Genomic DNA, 20,482 nt, shown 5'->3' with positions numbered 1-20,482 from the left:
CATGATGAATAAGATATTAATGTGTATAGCATGGCTCTCTGTTTTTTTGATGGCAGGTTTATGCGGATGTGATAATAAATTGGGTGAAAAAATTCCCGACGATTATTTCGATGATCAAAATGGAGGTTTGGCGGCTTCCTATATTTTTAAAAAAGGCGATGATAACTACAGTTGTTTCCGGATTCCGGCATTGGTAAAGACCACCAATGGAGTCTTGCTGGCCTTCGCCGAAGCGCGTAAGAACAGCTGTAGCGATGCCGGTGATATAGACATGGTGCTCAAACGCTCGGAAGATGGAGGCAAGTCCTGGAGTGATATGGTGGTGCTTTGGGATGAGGGCGAGCATACTTGCGGTAATCCCGCTCCGGTGGTTGATGAGCAGACGGGCGATATTCATCTGTTGGCGTGCCTAGATAATGATCGCGTGTTTGTGCTATCTTCAACAGACAACGGTGTGAAATGGTCGGAACCACGGGAAATTACCTCCACCGTGAAAAAGGAAAACTGGACATGGTATGCAACGGGGCCTGTGCATGGTATTCAACTGAAGAAGGGTACTAATGCCGGTCGCCTGGTGGTTGCTTGCGATCATACGGGTGATGCCCATACGATTTATTCAGCTGACCATGGAGAAACGTGGAAATTGGGAGGCATTACCGAACATCCGGTGTTTCATCCAAATGAGTCTACCGTGGCAGAGCTTTCGGATGGTAGGCTGATGCTTAATATGCGCTGTTCCAATAGTAATAATCGCCGACTGACTTCGGTAAGTGATGACGGTGGAATGAGCTGGAGTACACCTCAGGTAAATGAAACACTGATCGATCCAGTGTGTCAGGGAAGTTCATATAGTGCTACCAGTGCCGATGGTGTGCATCGCTTGTTTTTTGCCAATCCCGCGCACGAATCGAGCCGCAGGAATATGACACTCCGCCTCAGCACGGATGATGGTAAGACCTTTTCCAAAAGTTATACTGTTTATACGGAATTTGCAGCATATTCGGACATGACATTGCTGGATGACGATCGCATGGCTATGCTCTATGAAAGAGGTGCCGCTGATGCAAATGAAGGGATTGTCTTCGAAATTATTCCGCTATCTAATTTGAATTAACGTACCATAACCATGAAAACCAGATTATTTTTATTTTTTATAGTATCCGGATTGCTTTTGCCTTGGGGCTGCAAAAAGAATGAACCGGATTTGGGTCCACTGAAGGCCGAATTTGCTGCGGACAAGCAGGAGATACAGGCTGGGCAAAAGGTGGTGTTTACCGACAAGTCGACGGGTGTGCCATCTCGTTTGTATTGGACCTTTGAGGGAGGATCGCCTGATACCTCGATACTATCTTCACCGGAAATCACCTATGCTATTCCCGGTCAGTACAAGGTGACATTACGGATCAATCGTGGCAGTGCTTCAGATGAAGTGGTAAAAGAATCATTCATTAATGTAGGTTATGGCCAGTTACAAGCAGATTTTGAAGTGGAAGATACCCTGGCATACGCGGGGGATGAAGTTACGTTTAGCAACCTCACCACGGGTGTAGCGGAGTCCTGGAAATGGACATTTACCAGTGGTAGTGTGGTATTGGAATCAGATGAAGAAAACCCGGTGATAAAATTTACCACTCCGGGACTATACGAAGTGAAATTGGTCGCTTCAAATCCGGAATACGCAGACACGGAAACGAAGACGGATTACCTGACGGTGATGGATCCAAAAGATTTGCGGGCAGCTTTTTCGGCTAACCATACCTTGATTGCCGCAGGAAGTTCTGTAACCTTCGCTAATACATCAATTGGCAGTGCAAAAACGGTAAAATGGGAGTTTGAAGGCGGCTCTCCAGCCATTTCTGAAGAGGAAAATCCTGTAGTGTCGTACGCTGAAAGCGACAGGTATAAGGTGAAGTTAACCGTATCCAATGCTTATGTGACTAAAGTGATCGAGAAAGAGCAATATGTAAAGGTACTGGATGCAGAACAGTTAGTGCTATTACTACCTTTTGATGGGGATATTAACGACATTTCCGAATCCTCGCTACAGTTGAGCGTAGAAGGCAGTGCTCTAAGCTATTCGCAGCAAGATCGCTTTGGTGTCAGCGGATCTACGGCTAATTTTGGCGGTGCAACGGGTATTGTGATAGCCGATGATGAAGCCTTGAACTTTGGGTCTGGCGACTACTCTGTTTCTGTCTGGGTGCGGACAACTTTGACTAGCAAGATGATGGTATGGCAGGAAAGTGGAAAAAACGGCTCTGGGGATAATCAAACATGGCTTCGGTTAGGTGATAATACCAGCGATCGTAAAATCCGCTACGCTACGGAGGATGCCTCCGGTGGTACGATAGTCAATTCGGATGCCTTGGTAAGCGATGGATCTTGGCATTTGGTGACGGCCGTGCGGCAAGGTGTTAAAACCTATCTGTATGTAGATGGCGAGCTTGCTAATGAGACTAGCGCATCTGCTGTAAAGGTAGTGTCCAATGCAAATGGATTTAAAATTGGGTTTCAGGAGGGAGCAACGGCGTTCAGTAATTACTTTACCGGCCAATTGGATGATATAGTGGCCTATAAGCGCGCATTGTCTGCTGCTGAAGTCCGTGATTTGTTAAACTATTGAGGCAATAGGCAATAAGCTTTAGGCAATAAGCTTTAAGCTTTAAATAATGATATCATATGCAGTATTTGATAGTATGGATAAGCTTTTTGTTCGTGTCAACGACAATACAAGGTGTAGCTAAAGAACCTGTTAGCATAGCAGAAAAACAATTTCAGGTACCGGTGCTTACAGGTAAGGCAAACAATCCTTTGTTACGTATAAAAGTATCAGTACCCCCCGGCCAAAAAGCAAAGTTGACGGCTTTTAAACTAGATGTAACAGGAACTACGGATTTATCCGATATCGCCGCTATTCGCGTATTTTATTTCGGACAGGATTCGCTTGCCGGAACGATGTACAACATCAAACGGCCGGTTTTCGGTACGGCAGAAAGTGCCGAATCGCAGACACTCATCCGGGGTAATCAGTCTCTTGCGGCAGGTGATCACTATTTCTGGATATCGGTACAATTGCGTCCGGAAGTCAACCTACAGCATATGCTTGGTTTGCATTGCTCTTCGCTTACATTTGATGGAGCGGACATCCAAAACCATCCAGAACAGGATATTCGTCAAAGGGTTGGTGTAGCTGTGCGGCAACATGGGCAAGATGGGGTACATACTTCGAGAATACCGGGATTAGCGACAACGAACAAAGGTACCCTGTTAGCCATATTCGATGCACGTTATGATAAAGGAGGCGATCTGCAAGGCAATATCGATATCGGTTTACATCGAAGTGAAGATGGCGGCAAAACTTGGCAACCGATACAAATCGTACTAGACATGGGGGAATGGGGTGGCTTACCTGAAAAATTCAATGGTGTATCAGACCCCTGTATTTTAGTAGATAAAACCTCGGGAGATATCTACATTGCCGGAACATGGATGTACGGGGTGCTTGACCAAGATGGGAAATGGATTCCGGATTTAGACGCCAATAGTAAAGCCTGGAACCATCAATGGCGGGATAAAGGTTCGCAACCGGGTTTCGATGTGAAACAGTCGGCCCAGTTTTTAATCACCAAGAGCACTGATGATGGAAAAACATGGACTAAGCCGATGAATATCACCCGCATGGGCAAAAAGGAAGCATGGTGGTTATGGGCACCGGCACCCGGGCAAGGCATTACGCTAAGCGATGGAACACTGGTGTTCCCGACACAGGGAAGGGATGAAAAGGGTGAAGCATTTTCCAATATCAGCTACAGTAAAGATGGTGGAAAAACATGGAAAGCCAGCGATCCGGCCTTAGCAGAATCAACAACGGAATGCATGGTGGTTGAACGGACCGATGGTTCACTGATGCTCAACATGCGCGCCAATTCCAATAAAGACAGAACAGGAGCCGGTAACGGTAGGGCTGTGGCTACCACCCGGGATTTGGGCCATCATTGGCAGGAACATCCTACTTCCCATGAGGCATTGCCAGAACCGGTTTGCATGGCCAGCGTCATTGGTATAGCTTATCAGCAAGGCCGGGAAGAAAAACACCTCTTGTTTTTCTCCAATCCACACTCCACCACAAAACGCCATCGGATGACCATCCAGATCAGTGATGATGAAGGTTTGAGCTGGAATAAATATAGACCTTTATTGTTGGATGAAGGGAGCAGCAGAGGCTATTCTTGTCTCACCGGCATAGATGATGAAACCATTGGGATCCTCTATGAAAGCAGTCAGGCCGATTTGGTATTTCAAGCAATTAAAATAAAAGATCTACTAGTACCTATAAAATAAAAATTAATGAAGAAAATTGAAGGGCTGATAGCAGCCACATTTGCTGCTTATGATGAGCGCGGAGCAGTCAATCTGGAAGTGATTCCGGCAATTGTAGAACAACTAATTATCGATGGTTTAACGGGTGTTTTTGTGTGTGGCACCAATGGGGAAGGCCCTAGTTTAACAACCGAAGAACGCATGCGTGTGGCAGAGGCTTATGTAAAAGCAGCGAATAAACGTATGCTGGTACTGGTTCATGTGGGGCATAGCTCAATAGTAGAAGCTAAAACATTAGCTGAACATGCGGCACGGATTGGCGCAGATGCCATTTCTTCTGTTTCGGCATTTTATTTTAAACCCAATTCCATCCAAAGCTTGGTGAGCTGTTTAGCCGAAATTGCAGCAGCAGCACCGTCTTTACCTTTTTATTATTACCACATCCCACACCTTACTGGTCTATCGATGGATATGGTGGCCTTTTTGGAACAGGCAGAAAAGCTTATCCCTAATCTTGCAGGCATTAAATACACCAGTGCTACCCTGCATGAGTATGAAGCCTGTCTAAACTATAAAAATGGAAAATTTGATATCCTTTTTGGTTTTGACGAAATGTTGCTTGGCGCTTTAGCCGTGGGTGCTAAAGGAGCTATTGGCAGTACCTATACCTTTGCAGCACCCTTATATCGGAAAATAATCGAAAAATTTGAACAAGGCGACCTGCAAGGTGCGAGAGACTTACAGTTGCATGCTGTTTATATGGTCAGGTGTTTGGTAAAACACGCACCTATACCGGCACAACGTGCTATCGTAGCGATGACCGGCATGACCATAGGCGATTGTAGGTTACCATTAATTCGTTTAAATGTGGAAGAAACGGCCATACTTCAGGATGATCTGGAAAAATGCGGTTTTTTTTCCATCCTTAAAAAATGTCGTGAGGAGCTGCTCATCAATGAATAAGAGCCTGTTTAAATTTGTATGGTTAATTTTTTTATCGGCTATTTTTGAGCGAACTAAGGCAAATGATTCACATGATTATTTGTTTCCTTTGGTGTTCATGAGCTCACTCCGTTCGGTTTTGCAGGGATAGCCGGTAGCCTAACCCGAAAAATTTAACGAAGGTGTAGCCGAAAAAAGGCATAAAAAAATAATTAGGTAAATTTTAAACAGGCTCTAAACATGTTTAAGAAAATAATAATAGGTTTAGGATTAGTTATGTTCATATCTTGTCGACATGCACCACAGCAGGATTTCTCTTTAAAATGGGAAACATTACCAGCTATCCCAGATACCATAGGCTTTGCAGGTTCGTATAGTGGTGTTGCCAACGACGCGCTGGTCGTTGCTGGTGGCGCGAATTTTCCCGATGGAGGTGCACCTTGGAAGGGTGCTAAGAAGGTTTGGCATGACGATATCTTTATATTAGAAAAAGGGGATAAGGCTTGGAAGCGCGTTGGCCATTTACCCCAAGCTGCCGGCTACGGTGTTTCCGTTACGTGGAAAGATGGTCTCATCATAGCAGGAGGGGGCAATGCCTCGACCAATCTGGCAGAAGTTTGGTATTTGCGGTATCAGGACAAAGAAATTACCTTTCAACGTATGCCCGATTTACCCCAACCCATCGCCAATGCTTGTGGTATTGTGGTGTCCGACGTGTTGTATATTATGGGAGGAACAACCTCCCCAAGGGCTTTATCTTCAGCACATAACTTTTGGACTTTAGATTTGAATCAACCCAATCAGGGGTGGCAGGTATTGGAAGCTTGGCCGGGTCCATCGCGTATGCTGGCGGTAGCTGCCGCGGTGGGCGAGGAGTTGTTTTTGTTCAGTGGTACGCAACTAAAAGAGGGTAAACGGACCTATCTAAAAGATGCCTATCGCTATCATTCAACCAGAGGTTGGGATCGTATAGCGCCTTTACCCCAGTCTGTTGTTGCGGCGCCAAGTCCTGCTTATGCATATCATCAGCAGCTATTGATTTTTGGGGGTGATGACGGAGCCTTGGCCAATGAGCAGGAACCGGACCTTGCTCAACATCCGGGATTTAGCAAAACGATTTGGGCTTATGATGTGGAAGGCGATACGTGGAAAGAAGCCGGCATATTGCCTGATTTTCCTGCTGTAACCACGCCCTTGGTTTATTGGAATCATCAATTGGTAATCCCCGGAGGAGAAATTAAACCCTCGGTGCGTACCCCACGTGTATTAGCAGGAACTATTGTTCAGAAAGAACAAGAATAAAAAACTGAAAGCGTAAAAATGAAGAATAGCAAATATTATCCCTGGGTGGTGGTAGGTTTATTGTGGGTGGTAGCACTATTAAATTATATGGACCGCCAGATGCTCGCTACGATGCGACCGAGTATGGAGGCGGATATTAAAGAGTTGAAGCTCGCTACCAATTTTGGATATCTCATGGCTATATTTTTATGGATATACGGTATCATGAGTCCGTTTGCAGGTGCTATTGCCGATCGACTGAGTAAAAAATGGCTGATTGTAGGAAGCTTACTGGTCTGGTCGGCCGTGACTTTTGCCATGGGTTTTGCTCAGTCGTTTACACAATTGCTCTTACTTCGGGCCATCATGGGTATTAGCGAAGCCTTATATATCCCCGCTGGTTTATCCTTAATTGCTGATTTTCATGAAGGAAAAACGCGCTCTCTGGCTGTTGGCATACACATGACCGGCTTATATATGGGGCAGGCATTAGGTGGCTTTGGTGCCACTTTGGCAGCCAGCTTTACGTGGCATACGGCCTTTCTTTCTTTTGGTCTGGTAGGAATGATTTATGCTTTGGTATTGGTTTGCTTTTTAAGGGATGCACCGCAGCTTAGCTCCTATGAACCGCTTTCATCAACGAAGCAAGCCTCAAGGCCTACTGTATTTCGTGGTATTGGTTTTTTGTTGTCGCACGTTTGGTTTTGGGTGATTTTGTTCTATTTTGCCGTGCCGAGTTTACCGGGATGGGCTACGAAGAACTGGTTACCAACCCTTTTTACAGAAAATTTAAACATTCCCATGGCACAGGCTGGACCGATGGCCACTATTGCTATTGCATTTTCTTCATTTGTTGGTGTCGTCGTAGGCGGCTTAACGTCCGATAGATGGGTGCAACGCAACGTGCGTGGGCGAATCTATACGAGTGCCATCGGATTGGCCCTAACCATTCCATCCTTATTGTTACTGGGATTTGGACATACCTTCTTTCACGTAGTGAGTGCAGCTGTATTATTCGGTTTGGGTTTCGGTATGTTTGACGCGAATAATATGCCTATTTTGTGCCAGTTTGTATCGTCCAGGTACCGCGCCACCGCCTACGGACTAATGAATATGGTTGGTGTATTTTCAGGAGCTTTCATTACAGATTACCTCGGCCAATCAACAGACGAAGGAAATTTAGGTAAAGATTTTGCGCTGCTGGCTGGGGTCGTATTGCTTGCTTTGCTTGCGCAATTATATTTTCTCCAGCCGAAGGTTAATGATTGTAAAGATTAGTTTAAATCAACACATTTAACCCCAGATAATAATTCCTGGGCATGGCCGCATTAAAGAAACGTCCGCCGAATGCGTTGATGTCATTTCCCAGACTATATTTTTTATTGAGAATATTGTCAATTCCGCCAGATAAACGGACTGTAGTATGGGAGATGTTCTTTTCCCACATGACTTTACCTTGAAATAAGTGATAACTACGCGCAAAAGTTGTATTGGCATCATTGAGCGGTATAGACGAGGTATAATTATGTTGAAGGTATACGCTCAATTTTTTAGGGAATAAGACATGTAACGCGCTAACGACCACTTCTCCCGGAACACCGGTTAATTTATTACCTGAATAATTGCTTTCCGCATCAGTATAATCATCAAATCTGAAATGACTCCAGGTGATGTTTGTCGACAGGCGAAGTCCCTTAATAAAGAGAGGTTCATTTGGTTGAATAATCCATGCACCGAGTGCTGCCTCCAATCCACGCTGTTTCACGCCTCCTGCATTTGTAAAAGATTCTGCTCCATCTTCAGCTATCCGCCGAACAATAGCATCTTGCATCCGATAAGAAAAGATAGAAGCGTCTGCCTGAAATCGGTTATTGGCATTTTGCCATCTGAAGCCTGTTTCATGATTCCATCCCGTCTCTGCATGCAGATTGGTATTAATCATTTGATCAGAAGGTCTTACTTCTTCCGAAGTAGGTGGCGAAAATCCTTTTCCCGTAGAAATGCGCCAGCTGAAATTCGGTGTAATGAGGTAGGAAAGTGCTGCCCGTGGCATCCAGGTGGGAGCGGGAGCAATCCGTTCAAAATGGTCACTAGCATTCGGAAAGAGATTTTGATAGGCATAATGATAATAATTTAAACTCAATGCAGTTTCAAGCATTAAGCGGTCTTCCAACTTCCCAGAAAAGCGCAGAAAGTAAAAATGCTGTTGATTTTTTAATCGATCGCCTGTTTGCTCTCCACCCTTATTCCCTTGATTGTTATCAAAATTTAAGATATCGGCCTTGCTGTTTTGCCATTCTATACCGGCGTTGATGTTCCATTTAAAGTTTTCATGATTATTTTGTGTGTACGTCAGATACGAGCGAAAACCAAGGTTATGTTCATAGCGTTTTTCATAATTGGTCAGAAATGGGTTCGTAAAGTCAGTATAGGTGCCAAATACCGATACTACATGTTTTACATGGGAACCGATTTTTGCTTCATGCACAAGTCCACCCCAAAGTGTATTGTTATAAATAGCCGCTTTTTGTTCTACGGCACCCGGATTTGGTCCTGCTGCTGGCCTGGCCTGTTTTGGATTTTCGGCATATTGACTTTCTGTAAGTCCGCCGGGTGTCTGATAACCCATCGTAGAATAAAATCCAACCAGTCGGATTTCATTATGTGCTGAATAGTTATAGCGTTGTACGGTTTGTATATAATGCCGGTGACTTGCGGTGTTTTCACGATAACCATCACTTTGCTGATGGGCATAATCTAAACTAAAGCGGTATGTATCGCTCGGCTGAAAATTCCCTGAAACATGTTGATTGAACAATCCGTAAGATCCAGCACTAAGGTCCAAGGCCAAGCCTGGAGTCTTTTGATCGCGTATACCCTTTGGACTCATTAAAACTACACCACCAGAATTTGCACCAAATAAACTTCCATCAGGCCCTTTTAGTATGGTGATTTGTTCGAATGCTAATGGATCGATCGAATTAAGGTAGGTGTTACCTGCGGCATCAGTAAGCGGAATATCATCGATATATATTTTTACATTCCGTACGCCGAAAGGTGAGCGTAGTAAACTCCCTCGGATAGAGAGTCTATAGCTTCCGGGCGATCGCTCCTCCATACGTACACCTGGAATGGTATTCAACGATGGGAGCAGGGTGTTGCCTTGTTGTAAAGTAAGTGAATTTTGGTCTAACAGACCGACCGAACTGGGTAGGGAAAGATACGGTTGAGTGCCCAGATAAGCCTGTACGTCTGCTGGAGATAGTTGATATAAGGTGTCAGTTTTTGGTTCTTGAGCTTTTAAAACGGTAATAGGCACGAAACTAGCTAAGGCAAAAAAGGATAAGAGATATAATTTCATTTTAATTTTAATCTACGGAATTACATTTTCAGAAGTAAATTCAGGATAAATGAATTGTTTTCAATCAACCATTTCTGTAAATTGTCATAATTCTTAAAAAACAGGTAGCATATCATTTTGCGAAAAAATGATTTATTAACTTGCACTGATTAAACTAAAGTAGTAAAAACACGTCAAATAAAAACACGCTAATCACATAAATTTACCGATATGAATAAAATTTTTACACTCTGCCTTTTAACCCTATTCCTTTCTTCCTGTTCAACCTATTACGTTAGTAAGGTAAACAGTCTGGATACAAAGAAAAACCCCGAAACAGGTGCTTTTTCGATTGAAAATGACTCACTAATGATTACATATAGTTTCTTCGGTGAAAATGCGCCGATTAATATTGATGTATATAACAAGTTAAATGAGCCGTTGTATATCGATTGGGAGCGATCAGCACTTATTGTGGATCAATACGCAACAAGTTATATGGGAGACAATATTGTGATCAATGGCAGTTCTTCCTTCGAAAGCTCTAGTTACCGCTCCTTTAGCGATTGGCGTAATTCATTTGGATCAAGTTCATTTAATGCCACGGCAACCTTACCCAGGGGTTTAACGTTTATACCTCCCCACGCCAAGATAGAAAAGAAGCAATTGAAGCTTTCAAGACCATTTTATAAAGAAGTAGTTCATTATAAACGAGTACCCCTAGCCCAAAAAGATGGCTCCTTTAAAAATGTTAGGCTCAGCAAATTCTCACCCGATACAAGTCCCTTATCTTTTAGAAGTTATCTCACGCTGTATATTTTGGATAAGGAGACTAATGAACCTCAGCAAATGACCATGGAGCAAAATTTTTATGTTGAAGAGCTCATGAAAACAAAAATGAATCCGAAGAAATTGTTAAGTTATCAGCAAAGGAATGGAGATACTTTTTTTATGGAGGAAGTGAAGGGGAATGGCCTCGCGATAATTGGTGGGGCTGTAGCGATAACCGCACTGGGTTATGCCGCACACGAAGAAGAGAAAGCGGAGACACGAAAAGGAAATTAAGTTCTTGAAAATAATTTTTTAACTAACAGTATTTCTCCATTTTTCAAGTAAAGAAAACCACAATCATAACAAAAATAATATCTGCTACCTTTAGCGGTATCCAATACATGTGTAAAATGATTGAAGTTAAACCCTAATTTAACCAAATCTTCCTTCAGCACTTTTGTTTTACCATTAGGGTTTAATTTTTTCATAACCGCTCGATTCTTCTTAAGAGTTGAGTTTATTTGACGGATGTAGTACTGTTCCTGATTGTTTTGCTGGTTATTATAATTGCTACGACAAGCATCATTACAGAATTTTTTATCAGCACGTCCAATAAGTAGCGTATTACAATCTAAACAAAAGCGGTCCATAAATCAATTTATTTATACCCTTGATTTTACAATAGTATAAAAAAATTAGTGTTGTAAGAGAGAACCAAAATATAATGAACAAAATGAACATGTGGTTTTTTTAGCTAACGTCAAGAATAACATATCTTTTTATGCCGACAGGCATTTTCCATTCTACTTCATCTCCTTCTTTAAATCCAATCAGGGCAGAACCGATAGGTGTTAATACAGAAATTTTTTGATGCTTCACATCAGCGTGGTCTGGAGATACAATCGTTAACGACGTAATAATTTGCGTATCAAGGTCTTTAATTTTTATGGATGAGTTTATTTTGACACGCTCTTTTTCAATCTCGTCTCTTTTTACCACCTTGGCCCGTCCCAATTCATAGGCCAAGGACATGGTGTTATCCGGTTTGTCAGATGGTCTAACGTACCTAGTAAGTAGATCATAATCTTCTTCTGTTAGGACTACTTTATTTTTTAAATGTGTCATATCTATAATTTTTTAGCTGTTTTCTGAATACCATAAATTTCTGGATACTATAAAAAGCCAATAATCTATTGGGAGATTCCGGTTAATTTTTGCTTTGAACGTTAAAGATGTGGTTCCCCCGAAGCTCTTTAGAATGTTTTTTTAAAGTCCGGGGTTTGATCATGAAATGCCTTATTGCCCAAAAAGCGATACGTGCAATGGAAAATATGGGGACATAACGACATCATCCGTTGAATTGAAGTATCAACAGCATGGAAATTTTGCCTGTTAGTTATTGTAAACTCCATCATATGATCTTTACAAACTTAGCGATAATATTCAGGATAAACAATAATCCTATCTACGTGGAAAAAACGGTACACACCGGTTGGTGATGTACAGGAAAGTTAACTGAGTTTGCGATAAAACAATATTGATTGGCTTTTTCGTGCAGTTTGGTGGCTATCGAAAGCATGGATTCATCCGCTACTTTTACCGTAGGGTTTAAGACTACTTCTTTGAAAAAGCCACTACCATCGGTGTTTTCGATCATTGTTGCCTGCGCATTATCCTGATAATCTAAGACAACGATAGCGGCTTCCGCGCAGAGATGAAGATACCATAACATATGACAGCTAGATAAAGCGGCTAAAAGCAACTCTTCGGGATTGTGCTTGGTAGCATCTCCTACAAAGGAAGGGTCTGAAGAACCGTAGATCGGGGGCTTGCCAGAAATATTAATTGTATAATTTCTGGCATAGCTGCGGTAATTTTTTGTTCCGCTACCCAGATTGCCTATCCATTTTGTCTGAAGGTGATAAAAATGTGTTTGACGTATCATGGGTTGATGCGATAACGTTTAAATATCCTTTTCGATAATACTTTTTAAGTCGGCCGGAGAATACTTAACAGACTTTAAAGTTTTACGGTCTTCTGTACGGTATACTAAATATAAACCGCCTTGTTGTTCATAAAAACAGTCAACCCCTTTGTTTTGATAATGCGCAATAGTGGCTTCCGCATCGGCTAAGCTTTTGCAGGCCTTACTCATATTGGACCGTTGCACTTCATCAAAAAGTGCTTTAAATTTATCCGCTAGCCCAAATTCTAGAATGGCGCCGGATAATACATATTGAATATCACATAAGGCATCAGCTACCTCAACGATATCCTTGTTTTGGATCGCTTCTTCCAACTCCTTTAGTTCTTCGGCAATGAGCGATACCCGTAATTGGCAACGCTGCTCGCTCGGAATAGTCGGCGTATCTACGATGGGGTGCTTAAATGTTTTATGAAATTCGGCTACGGAAGTAAGTGTAACGGGATCTTGCATTTTTGTTTTTTGTTCAAACTTAGTTAAAATGCCCGACACTTACGAGAGCTATCTCCTGAAAAATTTGCTTACTGTTTCCAGAGCTTAATCAAATGTTGTTTCAAGAGGTCCCACAACTTGTATGTGGTACGGATACGGAACCGTTTGTAACACTTTCCTTCCCTGCTATCTGCTTTACGCCAACACTCAAGTAGTATACCCAGACTCAGGTTGGAGTAAGAATAGACGAAGCATAATGAAGGGAGCGGCTAAAGGATGGTTAAGGATAGCTAAATAAAAGCTATAGGACGAACGGACTTAAACGAAGTTAAGCGGACGGACTTGGACAGACTTTTATAACTAAATACTAGGAAAAATAGAAAGGAAAACTTACTTTAGTTATATGGCATAACGCATGCCAAATCCAGGGCAAAGATAGTCAGTTTTTAGACTGCCGAAGGGAAATGGAGATCCTTCAATAAACTCCAACGATAATGGCTTCTCCGACTTGGCCTGTATTTGGAACATCAATTCAGTGGTGCACATATTGCATCATAAGAAAAGAGAATATACATTTTGGATAAGAAAAACGCTAAGCGCATATTTGCCATGGGAGATATACATGGCGCATATAAGGCAATGCAACAATGTCTTGAGCGATCAGATTTTGATTATGAAAACGATATCTTGATCCAATTGGGCGATGTTGTAGATGGTTATGACGAAGTGTTTGAATGCGTAGAAGAACTGCTGAAAATAAAACAAGTTATCGCTATCAAAGGTAACCATGATGTCTGGTTCAGTGAGTTTTTGGAAACGGATTTCCATCCGGGATTTTGGAATTTTGGGGGAGAAGGAACCATTATTTCCTATCTCAGGCATTCGGATAAAAAAGGGGTATACTTGCCCTCCAGAAGCAGTTATAAAACCACTCTTCATGCTGCGGATATTCCCGATACGCATCTGGATTTTTTCAGGAATCAGAAGCCCTATTATATTGATAAAGACCAGTGTTGTTTCGTTCATGGAGGTTTTGATCGCCATTTCTCATTTTGGGAACAACAAGAAAGCATTTATTATTGGGATCGGGATTTATGGCGAGACGCGATGCATCATAGTAACGCCGAAGCGGATCTTGAAGCGTTTGAAATAGTTACTAAATTCAAGAAAATTTATTTAGGACATACCCCAACAACAAACTGGGGTACAGACCAGCCATTAACTGCTTTTCATATTACAAATCTAGATACCGGTGCGGGTCATTCGGGAAGATTGACGATAATGAACATTGATAGCCAGGAATATTGGCAGTCAGATCCACTCAAAAACTTGTATAAAAAGAATTTTAGGAATTAAAATACCGAATTGAACTAGTGATCTAAAACCTAAACCGTACCTGCTTATGTTATGCCTGAGCGATTAAATCCTGCATATGTATTAAAAATTCGGATTAATTTACATTACCCCGCTGTTTTGCCTTATAGTCGATTATAATCGGTTATAAACGGGTATAATCGGATATATCCGGTTAACAACCGGCTATTTGTTGAGTTGTACCTGAACTTTGTTAAAGTAATGATAGAATTATACCCATTGGGATACCTTGTATTTATGCTATTGATGATTTTAAATACTAGGTATGAAGCGGGTATAAGGTACACAACGGATTTACTTTTTAATTTTTAATTTTTAATTTTTTATCATGAGTACATTAAAAAACAGCGTTCGCTTAACAGGTTTCTTAGGAAGCAAACCAGCTATCAAAAAATTTGGTGATAACAAAAGTCTAGCAAGAGTATCGATTGCCGTAAACGAACGGTATAAAACCCATAAAGGAGAATGGCTTACCGATACCCAATGGCACCATTTAGTTTTTTGGGGTAAACATGCTGCGTTTGCAGAAAAAACGTTGGACAAAGGAAGTGAGATTTCCATCGAAGGAAAACTGATCAATAGAAGCTTTCAAGACAAAGAGGGGAAAACCAGGTATGTGACAGAAATTGTAGTGAATGAGATACAGGCATTAAATGTAAACCGGAATGTCCAAGCGTCATAAATGCTATGAGGAGAAATCTCTAAAAATTCATAAATCAGGGTTTTTGAAAAAATAAAACTGGCGTTTACGTTAGTAAAATGAAAATTTTTATTTTTCAAGCAACGCGGGGTTGTGTATTTTTAGAGATTCCTATTAAAGATTTTTCGTATTAAAACTCTTTCTGGTGTATGGCCCCGGCACTGCGTGATCACCTTCTTTAAAAGAAAAGTTAACAACTTTTATCTGGGGTATCTCCGTGAAGGCATAAGTTGCTTCAGCCAAATAGGTTGTTGCTCCGGTAGTGCCGTATTGTTGGGTAAGATAAGTGGCTTCCGGAATGCTAACCTGTAACGTGTCGTGGCTCATACGGCCAACGACAAGATGAATTTCTGGATATTTTGTATTCAAAGCTTCCGCTAATTCATCCTTCGTTAAGGGAACTTTACTTTTCTGCGGGTTTTCTTTAATCTCAACCGCTGTTGATAAAGAATCTATTTCTACAATATAGGGTAACGTTAACGTCTTTGATTCATTCAATACTTGCTTATCCGCTGTATCCACGGCGGTTTCCTGCCCGTTATCTTGATAAGATTCCTGTTGGTTGTTTTGGCAAGAGCCAAGTAAAACAGCTCCTATCCATAACGCAAAAAACGCTTTTTTTTCTATTGTCTTCATCGGTCTTGTTTTTTAATAAGCTTTCCATTATCAGCTATCAGAGCTAACAGTTCTCCGTAAATAACCACAGCCATAATAGTCTTGATACGGATACCTTAGTACTGACAGCTGACAGCTCACAATGCACAACGGACAACATGCAACTATTATGGAGTTGTAACCGCAACGGGTAATATCTTACCATTAAAGAATTTGTGCCCAGTCAGTGCAAAATCAGCGATATACTTACCCATTTCAAAAGCCGCTATTGGCGACTCATAATTAGGAAACGCTTTTTCAAGCATTTCTGTTTGGGCAGATCCTATAGCCAAACAATTAATATGGATTTTTTTCTCAACAAACTCTACCGCTAAACACTCGGTTAATGCGTGTAATGCCGCTTTGCTGGCAGAATAGGCAGCCAAACCTGGAAATTTTACACTGCCTTGATATCCCCCCATACTGCCAATATTTACAATATGGCTCCCTTCAGGCATTAAAGGAAATAATTGCCTAATCATCTTAACATGTCCTAAAACATTAGTCTGCAGCATTTCTGCAAAATCTAACGCACTGGTTTCCACAAACGGTTTATTGATTAAAACACCAGCATTGTTAATCAAAATATCAACATGGCCAATTTTTTCTTTGACAAAAGGTAACAAACCCGACTCATAATCGTCGTGCACAATATCGAATCTGGCAGGGTATAAATGACAATCGGGATTCAATCCTTTTGCAATTTCGAAAAGCCGTTTAAGTTTCTCGTGCGATCGTGCTAAAGCAATTACCTGATGCTCTGCATGCAAAATCAATTCCAAAACGGCTTCAAAACCAACACCGTTACTAGCTCCTGTTATGACAATATTCATAGAAATTAAAAATTCAAAAGTAAAAAACCTGCCATCTGGCGGGTTCATTGATACCCTTAAAATTAAACAAGATATCAATAATTAAGAAAAGTTATAAGTTTTAAGTACCTATATAGTTTACAACTCACTCATCACTCATCGTTCATCACTCATATTCTACGTAATAACTATCACCACTTTATTTAGTATCAAGACATCAATTAAAGAACAATAGCACGGTCAATGTCACTAGCCTTCATTAGCTAATTATTCACACATGTTTAAGACGTTCATGAGCTCACTTCGTTCGGTTGGCTAACCATACAATTGGCTAATTCACTGCTCAATTACTGACTGCTAACAATCCGCCACTGGGCGGACAGGCTCATAATACGTAATCTACTCCTACTTTAACACAACTGTTAGGACTAAATGTTTTATTTAAAATTAATCGTCTAAGTTGATTTCATTGGTTTCGGGTAATCGCTCTTCCCCCAAAGCTCTCGGATGAAGGGTAAAATAAGAACCAGAAAGAGAGATAACAACCGAGATAAAATAAGAGATCAAGCTAATTAAAACGGCGCGATGCGCATCGAGTTGAAAATAATCAGAACCATAAATAAAAACAACTTCTCGGGCACCGAGACCTCCTATAGAAAGCGGAATGACGGCAACAATTTGAGATAAGAGAAACAGTAAAAGATACGGAGAAAATTTTCCCTCAAAATTAAGGCTATACAAAATGCAGATGGCACAAATAACTTGCAACGATTGTACCCCCAGTGCCTTAACATGTTTGAATAAAAAATTTTTTGCATAATCGTAAAAGAAACGCTGCATAACGACATAGTAAACCAATGTGCCCAATAGTACGCAGCTAATTGGCGCCCAGTGCGGAATGCCAAGCGTAGGTATAAAAATAACCAATGCTGCGGTGATTAAGCAAAGTGCCCATAAACCACTTAAACGATCAAAAAATACACAGGATAGTAGTTTTCTGCCTTTTATCTGGAATTTCTTTCGAAGGAAATATATTTTATAACCATCCCCGCCAATTCCACCCGGCAAAGAAACGTTATAGAACATACCCAGTAAATACAGTTTAAAATTATATTTTTCAGGTAAGTAAAGAGCAATTCCCTTAAAGAAGGTATTTAATCTCCATGCTGAAATAACAATGGATAGCAAAAAGCTTAGAAAACCTAACAAGAGAAAAAGTGGATCAGATTTTGTTACAACCTCTTTTAAATCCCTAAAACTTACTTTTGTAAATACCAAGTATAAAGCAAATGCAGTTACGGCTACTTTTATGAATAGTTTAAAACTACTCCAAAGCTTTTGTTTAGTCATCGACATTACTTGTATAGCACAGGATATAAGCGGGCAAAAAGCATGACCACGTAAATAATAAGCAGCAAGGTGTTCAAGGCAAGCATCCAGTTCAAATCGGTTTTTTCATGTTTTGCCCGTCCTGCCAGGATTAATAGCGTCAAGAAACTGAGGAAGAGTATGAGCGGAAATATGAAAATCCATTTGTTTTCTAGATAAACGTATGTGGTTTGCATTCTTGCCGCTACCTGATCATTTATAAATACGGGTGCAATAAAAGCTGCTAATAACAAGATAAATAGCCTAACCAATAGTTTAGCAACAAACTTACTTGTGGTATGATTTTTGGATACAAGCTTCATGAGTATGTGATGTTTATTTTACAGAGTATCTTAAAGAATAAATAACGGCAAATACTTTCAAATAGGCTATCAATCCTATATCTTTGCGCTAATTTTCTAAGCAAGTACTTTTCTGTAAAGGGAACAAACTTAGATAAACTTTCTTTTTTTCACAATGTTTAGTTGTCTTTTATGCTCATCACCGGATAAAAAATAAAATAAATATACAGATGAAAACACCTTTAAAATTTTCGATTTTAGTACCCATATTTTTGCTTTTTTTGGCTTGTTCGTCGAGTAAGCAAACAACATCGTCTTCAAGTGCATCGTCTCCAAGTGCGGGCCAATGGAAACGTGGCGTTAGAGGACAGTGGGTGCTTAATAGTGTAGAAAAACGTAATTTTCCAGCTGGAGCTAGTGTAAAGCGGATTTTTGATGAGGCTCCTATTGCTTGTTTTGTTGGTAGTACTTGGAATTTAATTGCTAATGGTAAAGGAAGCATTACATTTGCCACGGATGGAGAGCTTTGCGCCCCAGGTGCTACACGGGAAATCTTTTGGTCAATTTACAAACCTGAAGATGGGGGAGAACCGCAATTTCAATTCAAAAAGTTATTTCCTGGGGAAAAAGCAAAAGATATAACGGAGGGCTATCGTTTGGAGTTGGCCTATGCAGATGAGCAAAATTTAACCTTAAATATGCCTGTAAATACTGGGGGAAATAGTAATTCACTACTGGAATTTAAGTTTTCGAAAAAATAACGCCTATTTTCCCTACAAATATTTTACAAAGTCCTGTAACTTGGTAAGTTGCAGGACTTTTTTATTGGATTTTTATATCATAAGGGCCTGAAATTTTCAAGCCTGTAAGGTATTTTTTGTAGTTGTGCCTGAAAACCTTACTTTTACGACCCTAAACACATTTCACACATGCTAAAATTTAATAGAAAAGCCTGGACCTTGGCTGCCGCCTTATTTCTAGCGGGAAGTACAAATAGTTTTGCTCAGGACAATCTGGTCAGATCGCTGCAAAGCAACCAAAGCGATAGTAGTAAATTTGGTTTTAAATTTACTGATGTTATTAATTTACAGAATACAGCTGTAAAGAATCAAGGTTCTTCCGGAACTTGTTGGAGTTATTCCGGTAATTCTTTTTTGGAATCGGAAATGATACGGAACGGCAGAACACCTGTAGAAATTTCACAACTTTTTACTGCTCGGAACGTCTACGTAGAAAAAGGTAAAAACTATGTACGGTTACACGGAGGACTGAATTTAGGGGAAGGGGGCGAGCTTCATGACGTCATTAACATGTATCGGAAATATGGTGCAGTGCCACGCGAAGTGTATACAGGTTTGAATTATGGTACTGAAGGGAATAAGCTGGCCGAGATGAGTGCTATGACAGATGCGATTTTGGCTGCTGTGGTGAAAAATCCTAATGGAAAATTGACACCGAACTGGTTGACAGCTTATACCAATGCGATAGATACCTATTTAGGTAAGGTTCCTGAAACATTCGATTACAAAGGAAAAAACTACACCCCTAAATCTTTTGCTAAAGAAGTAATTGGGCTTAACGCAGACGACTATGTAGAGCTATCCTCATTTAAAGATCATCCTTATTACAGCAAATTTACGTTATTAATACCCGATAATTGGTCGTTCGATCAGGTATATAACGTGCCCATGTTGGACATGACAACAATTATCGATAATGCCTTAAAAAATGGTTATACGGTAGGTTGGGCTACTGATGTTAGTGAAAAAGGGTTCAGCTGGAAAAATGGTGTGGCATATGTGCCTGAAAAACCATTTGAAGAGATGACTATTGAAGAAAGGGCAACGATGTTTAACGGTCCTAAATCGGAAATGACGGTTACGGAAGATTTAAGACAGCAAGCGTTCGACGATTATTCTACTACTGACGATCACGGTATGCATATCGTTGGTCTAGCAAAAGATCAAAATGGTAAAGAGTACTATATTGTAAAAAACTCGTGGGGAGCTTCCAACGATTATCAAGGATATCTTTACGTCACGAAAGCGTTTGTCCAATATAAAACAACTGCTTTTCTATTACATAAAGGTGGAATTCCGAAAGAAATACGGAATAAGTTAGGACTTTAAGATAAGCCTATAAACAACCACAAAAAAGAGCATTTGCCCATAGGTAAATGCTCTTTTTTGTGGTTGTTAAATC

The 20,482-nt window shown here is 40.8% G+C and carries 20 protein-coding genes; 11 read left to right on the top strand and 9 right to left on the bottom strand.

Features of this window, described 5'->3' with window-relative positions:
- Position 1: 1 nt before the first annotated feature.
- From ABD930_RS13750 to ABD930_RS13725, 6 genes are all read left to right on the top strand, one after another.
- The gene (locus tag ABD930_RS13750) at positions 2 to 1,114 is read left to right on the top strand and encodes a sialidase family protein (protein ID WP_345232308.1); all 1,113 of its coding nucleotides are present in this window, start codon (positions 2 to 4) and stop codon (positions 1,112 to 1,114) included.
- Between the two features lie 12 nt (positions 1,115 to 1,126).
- Complete coding sequence (locus ABD930_RS13745; RefSeq protein WP_345232307.1) at positions 1,127 to 2,623, top strand: PKD domain-containing protein; 1,497 nt, start codon at positions 1,127 to 1,129, stop codon at positions 2,621 to 2,623.
- 92 nt (positions 2,624 to 2,715) lie between these two features.
- Positions 2,716 to 4,341 carry an exo-alpha-sialidase gene (locus ABD930_RS13740; protein ID WP_345232306.1) on the top strand — a complete coding sequence of 542 codons (1,626 nt, stop codon included), beginning with the start codon at positions 2,716 to 2,718 and terminating at the stop codon, positions 4,339 to 4,341.
- A gap of 6 nt (positions 4,342 to 4,347) precedes the next feature.
- Entirely contained in the window at positions 4,348 to 5,283 is a 936-nt protein-coding gene (locus ABD930_RS13735) for a dihydrodipicolinate synthase family protein (RefSeq protein WP_345232305.1), read from the top strand.
- Positions 5,284 to 5,502: 219 nt separating this feature from the next.
- Positions 5,503 to 6,564, top strand: a complete 1,062-nt coding sequence (locus ABD930_RS13730; RefSeq protein ID WP_345232304.1) for a galactose oxidase — start codon at positions 5,503 to 5,505, stop codon at positions 6,562 to 6,564.
- A gap of 18 nt (positions 6,565 to 6,582) precedes the next feature.
- On the top strand, positions 6,583 to 7,821 hold the full coding sequence (locus ABD930_RS13725; protein ID WP_345232303.1) for an MFS transporter: 1,239 nt from the start codon (positions 6,583 to 6,585) through the stop codon (positions 7,819 to 7,821).
- 1 nt (position 7,822) lies between these two features.
- Here the strand turns inward: ABD930_RS13725 and ABD930_RS13720 are convergent, their stop codons facing one another.
- Positions 7,823 to 9,904, bottom strand: a complete 2,082-nt coding sequence (locus ABD930_RS13720; RefSeq protein WP_345232302.1) for a TonB-dependent receptor — start codon at positions 9,902 to 9,904, stop codon at positions 7,823 to 7,825.
- Positions 9,905 to 10,114: 210 nt separating this feature from the next.
- Here ABD930_RS13720 and ABD930_RS13715 point away from each other — a divergent pair, with 210 nt between their 5' ends.
- Entirely contained in the window at positions 10,115 to 10,948 is an 834-nt protein-coding gene (locus tag ABD930_RS13715; protein ID WP_345232301.1) for a hypothetical protein, read from the top strand.
- On the opposite strand, the gene ABD930_RS13710 is transcribed toward ABD930_RS13715, so the two are convergent.
- The 4 genes from ABD930_RS13710 to ABD930_RS13695 form a co-directional block, all read right to left on the bottom strand.
- The gene (locus ABD930_RS13710; RefSeq protein ID WP_345232300.1) at positions 10,945 to 11,304 is read right to left on the bottom strand and encodes a hypothetical protein; all 360 of its coding nucleotides are present in this window, start codon (positions 11,302 to 11,304) and stop codon (positions 10,945 to 10,947) included. The genes ABD930_RS13715 and ABD930_RS13710 overlap by 4 nt on opposite strands.
- 100 nt (positions 11,305 to 11,404) lie before the next feature.
- Positions 11,405 to 11,779 (bottom strand): GreA/GreB family elongation factor, encoded by a 375-nt coding sequence (locus ABD930_RS13705; protein WP_345232299.1) that lies wholly within the window; start codon positions 11,777 to 11,779, stop codon positions 11,405 to 11,407.
- Between the two features lie 340 nt (positions 11,780 to 12,119).
- Entirely contained in the window at positions 12,120 to 12,599 is a 480-nt protein-coding gene (locus ABD930_RS13700) for an OsmC family protein (protein WP_345232298.1), read from the bottom strand.
- Between the two features lie 18 nt (positions 12,600 to 12,617).
- Complete coding sequence (locus ABD930_RS13695; RefSeq protein WP_345232297.1) at positions 12,618 to 13,091, bottom strand: pyrophosphohydrolase domain-containing protein; 474 nt, start codon at positions 13,089 to 13,091, stop codon at positions 12,618 to 12,620.
- A 588-nt stretch (positions 13,092 to 13,679) separates the two neighbouring features.
- On the opposite strand from ABD930_RS13695, the gene ABD930_RS13690 reads away from it, so the two are divergent.
- Both ABD930_RS13690 and ABD930_RS13685 read left to right on the top strand, forming a co-directional pair.
- Positions 13,680 to 14,426: a metallophosphoesterase gene (locus ABD930_RS13690; protein WP_345232296.1), complete on the top strand. Its 747-nt coding sequence runs from the start codon at positions 13,680 to 13,682 to the stop codon at positions 14,424 to 14,426.
- A gap of 346 nt (positions 14,427 to 14,772) precedes the next feature.
- The gene (locus tag ABD930_RS13685; RefSeq protein ID WP_345232295.1) at positions 14,773 to 15,126 is read left to right on the top strand and encodes a single-stranded DNA-binding protein; all 354 of its coding nucleotides are present in this window, start codon (positions 14,773 to 14,775) and stop codon (positions 15,124 to 15,126) included.
- Positions 15,127 to 15,258: 132 nt separating this feature from the next.
- Here the strand turns inward: ABD930_RS13685 and ABD930_RS13680 are convergent, their stop codons facing one another.
- From ABD930_RS13680 to ABD930_RS13665, 4 genes are all read right to left on the bottom strand, one after another.
- A complete protein-coding gene (locus tag ABD930_RS13680; protein ID WP_345232294.1) occupies positions 15,259 to 15,780 on the bottom strand; it encodes a hypothetical protein in 522 nt (173 codons plus the stop codon).
- Between the two features lie 146 nt (positions 15,781 to 15,926).
- Positions 15,927 to 16,631 (bottom strand): SDR family NAD(P)-dependent oxidoreductase, encoded by a 705-nt coding sequence (locus tag ABD930_RS13675; protein WP_345232293.1) that lies wholly within the window; start codon positions 16,629 to 16,631, stop codon positions 15,927 to 15,929.
- 426 nt (positions 16,632 to 17,057) lie between these two features.
- Positions 17,058 to 17,960, bottom strand: a complete 903-nt coding sequence (locus tag ABD930_RS13670; protein WP_345232292.1) for a lysylphosphatidylglycerol synthase transmembrane domain-containing protein — start codon at positions 17,958 to 17,960, stop codon at positions 17,058 to 17,060.
- A gap of 5 nt (positions 17,961 to 17,965) precedes the next feature.
- Complete coding sequence (locus ABD930_RS13665; protein ID WP_345232291.1) at positions 17,966 to 18,301, bottom strand: hypothetical protein; 336 nt, start codon at positions 18,299 to 18,301, stop codon at positions 17,966 to 17,968.
- Positions 18,302 to 18,510: 209 nt separating this feature from the next.
- Between ABD930_RS13665 and ABD930_RS13660 the strand changes: the two genes are divergently transcribed.
- Entirely contained in the window at positions 18,511 to 19,041 is a 531-nt protein-coding gene (locus ABD930_RS13660; protein WP_345232290.1) for a hypothetical protein, read from the top strand.
- A gap of 168 nt (positions 19,042 to 19,209) precedes the next feature.
- On the top strand, positions 19,210 to 20,409 hold the full coding sequence (locus ABD930_RS13655) for a C1 family peptidase (RefSeq protein WP_345232289.1): 1,200 nt from the start codon (positions 19,210 to 19,212) through the stop codon (positions 20,407 to 20,409).
- Positions 20,410 to 20,482 lie beyond the last annotated feature (73 nt).

It is taken from the genome of Olivibacter ginsenosidimutans (assembly GCF_039542865.1).
In the GTDB taxonomy this organism is placed as follows: Bacteria; Bacteroidota; Bacteroidia; order Sphingobacteriales; family Sphingobacteriaceae; genus Olivibacter; species Olivibacter ginsenosidimutans.
This window is presented reverse-complemented; position numbering and strand designations above follow the sequence as displayed.

Bases quoted from the DNA above. Each gene is read 5' to 3' on its own strand.
- ABD930_RS13750 (WP_345232308.1), top strand. From the start codon at position 2: ATGATGAATAAGATATTAATGTGTATAGCATGGCTCTCTGTTTTTTTG.
- ABD930_RS13745 (WP_345232307.1), top strand. From the start codon at position 1,127: ATGAAAACCAGATTATTTTTATTTTTTATAGTATCCGGATTGCTTTTG.
- ABD930_RS13735 (WP_345232305.1), top strand. From the start codon at position 4,348: ATGAAGAAAATTGAAGGGCTGATAGCAGCCACATTTGCTGCTTATGAT.
- ABD930_RS13730 (WP_345232304.1), top strand. From the start codon at position 5,503: ATGTTTAAGAAAATAATAATAGGTTTAGGATTAGTTATGTTCATATCT.
- ABD930_RS13725 (WP_345232303.1), top strand. From the start codon at position 6,583: ATGAAGAATAGCAAATATTATCCCTGGGTGGTGGTAGGTTTATTGTGG.
- ABD930_RS13720 (WP_345232302.1), bottom strand. From the start codon at position 9,904: ATGAAATTATATCTCTTATCCTTTTTTGCCTTAGCTAGTTTCGTGCCT.
- ABD930_RS13715 (WP_345232301.1), top strand. From the start codon at position 10,115: ATGAATAAAATTTTTACACTCTGCCTTTTAACCCTATTCCTTTCTTCC.
- ABD930_RS13710 (WP_345232300.1), bottom strand. From the start codon at position 11,304: ATGGACCGCTTTTGTTTAGATTGTAATACGCTACTTATTGGACGTGCT.
- ABD930_RS13705 (WP_345232299.1), bottom strand. From the start codon at position 11,779: ATGACACATTTAAAAAATAAAGTAGTCCTAACAGAAGAAGATTATGAT.
- ABD930_RS13700 (WP_345232298.1), bottom strand. From the start codon at position 12,599: ATGATACGTCAAACACATTTTTATCACCTTCAGACAAAATGGATAGGC.
- ABD930_RS13695 (WP_345232297.1), bottom strand. From the start codon at position 13,091: ATGCAAGATCCCGTTACACTTACTTCCGTAGCCGAATTTCATAAAACA.
- ABD930_RS13690 (WP_345232296.1), top strand. From the start codon at position 13,680: ATGGGAGATATACATGGCGCATATAAGGCAATGCAACAATGTCTTGAG.
- ABD930_RS13685 (WP_345232295.1), top strand. From the start codon at position 14,773: ATGAGTACATTAAAAAACAGCGTTCGCTTAACAGGTTTCTTAGGAAGC.
- ABD930_RS13680 (WP_345232294.1), bottom strand. From the start codon at position 15,780: ATGAAGACAATAGAAAAAAAAGCGTTTTTTGCGTTATGGATAGGAGCT.
- ABD930_RS13675 (WP_345232293.1), bottom strand. From the start codon at position 16,631: ATGAATATTGTCATAACAGGAGCTAGTAACGGTGTTGGTTTTGAAGCC.
- ABD930_RS13670 (WP_345232292.1), bottom strand. From the start codon at position 17,960: ATGACTAAACAAAAGCTTTGGAGTAGTTTTAAACTATTCATAAAAGTA.
- ABD930_RS13665 (WP_345232291.1), bottom strand. From the start codon at position 18,301: ATGAAGCTTGTATCCAAAAATCATACCACAAGTAAGTTTGTTGCTAAA.
- ABD930_RS13660 (WP_345232290.1), top strand. From the start codon at position 18,511: ATGAAAACACCTTTAAAATTTTCGATTTTAGTACCCATATTTTTGCTT.
- ABD930_RS13655 (WP_345232289.1), top strand. From the start codon at position 19,210: ATGCTAAAATTTAATAGAAAAGCCTGGACCTTGGCTGCCGCCTTATTT.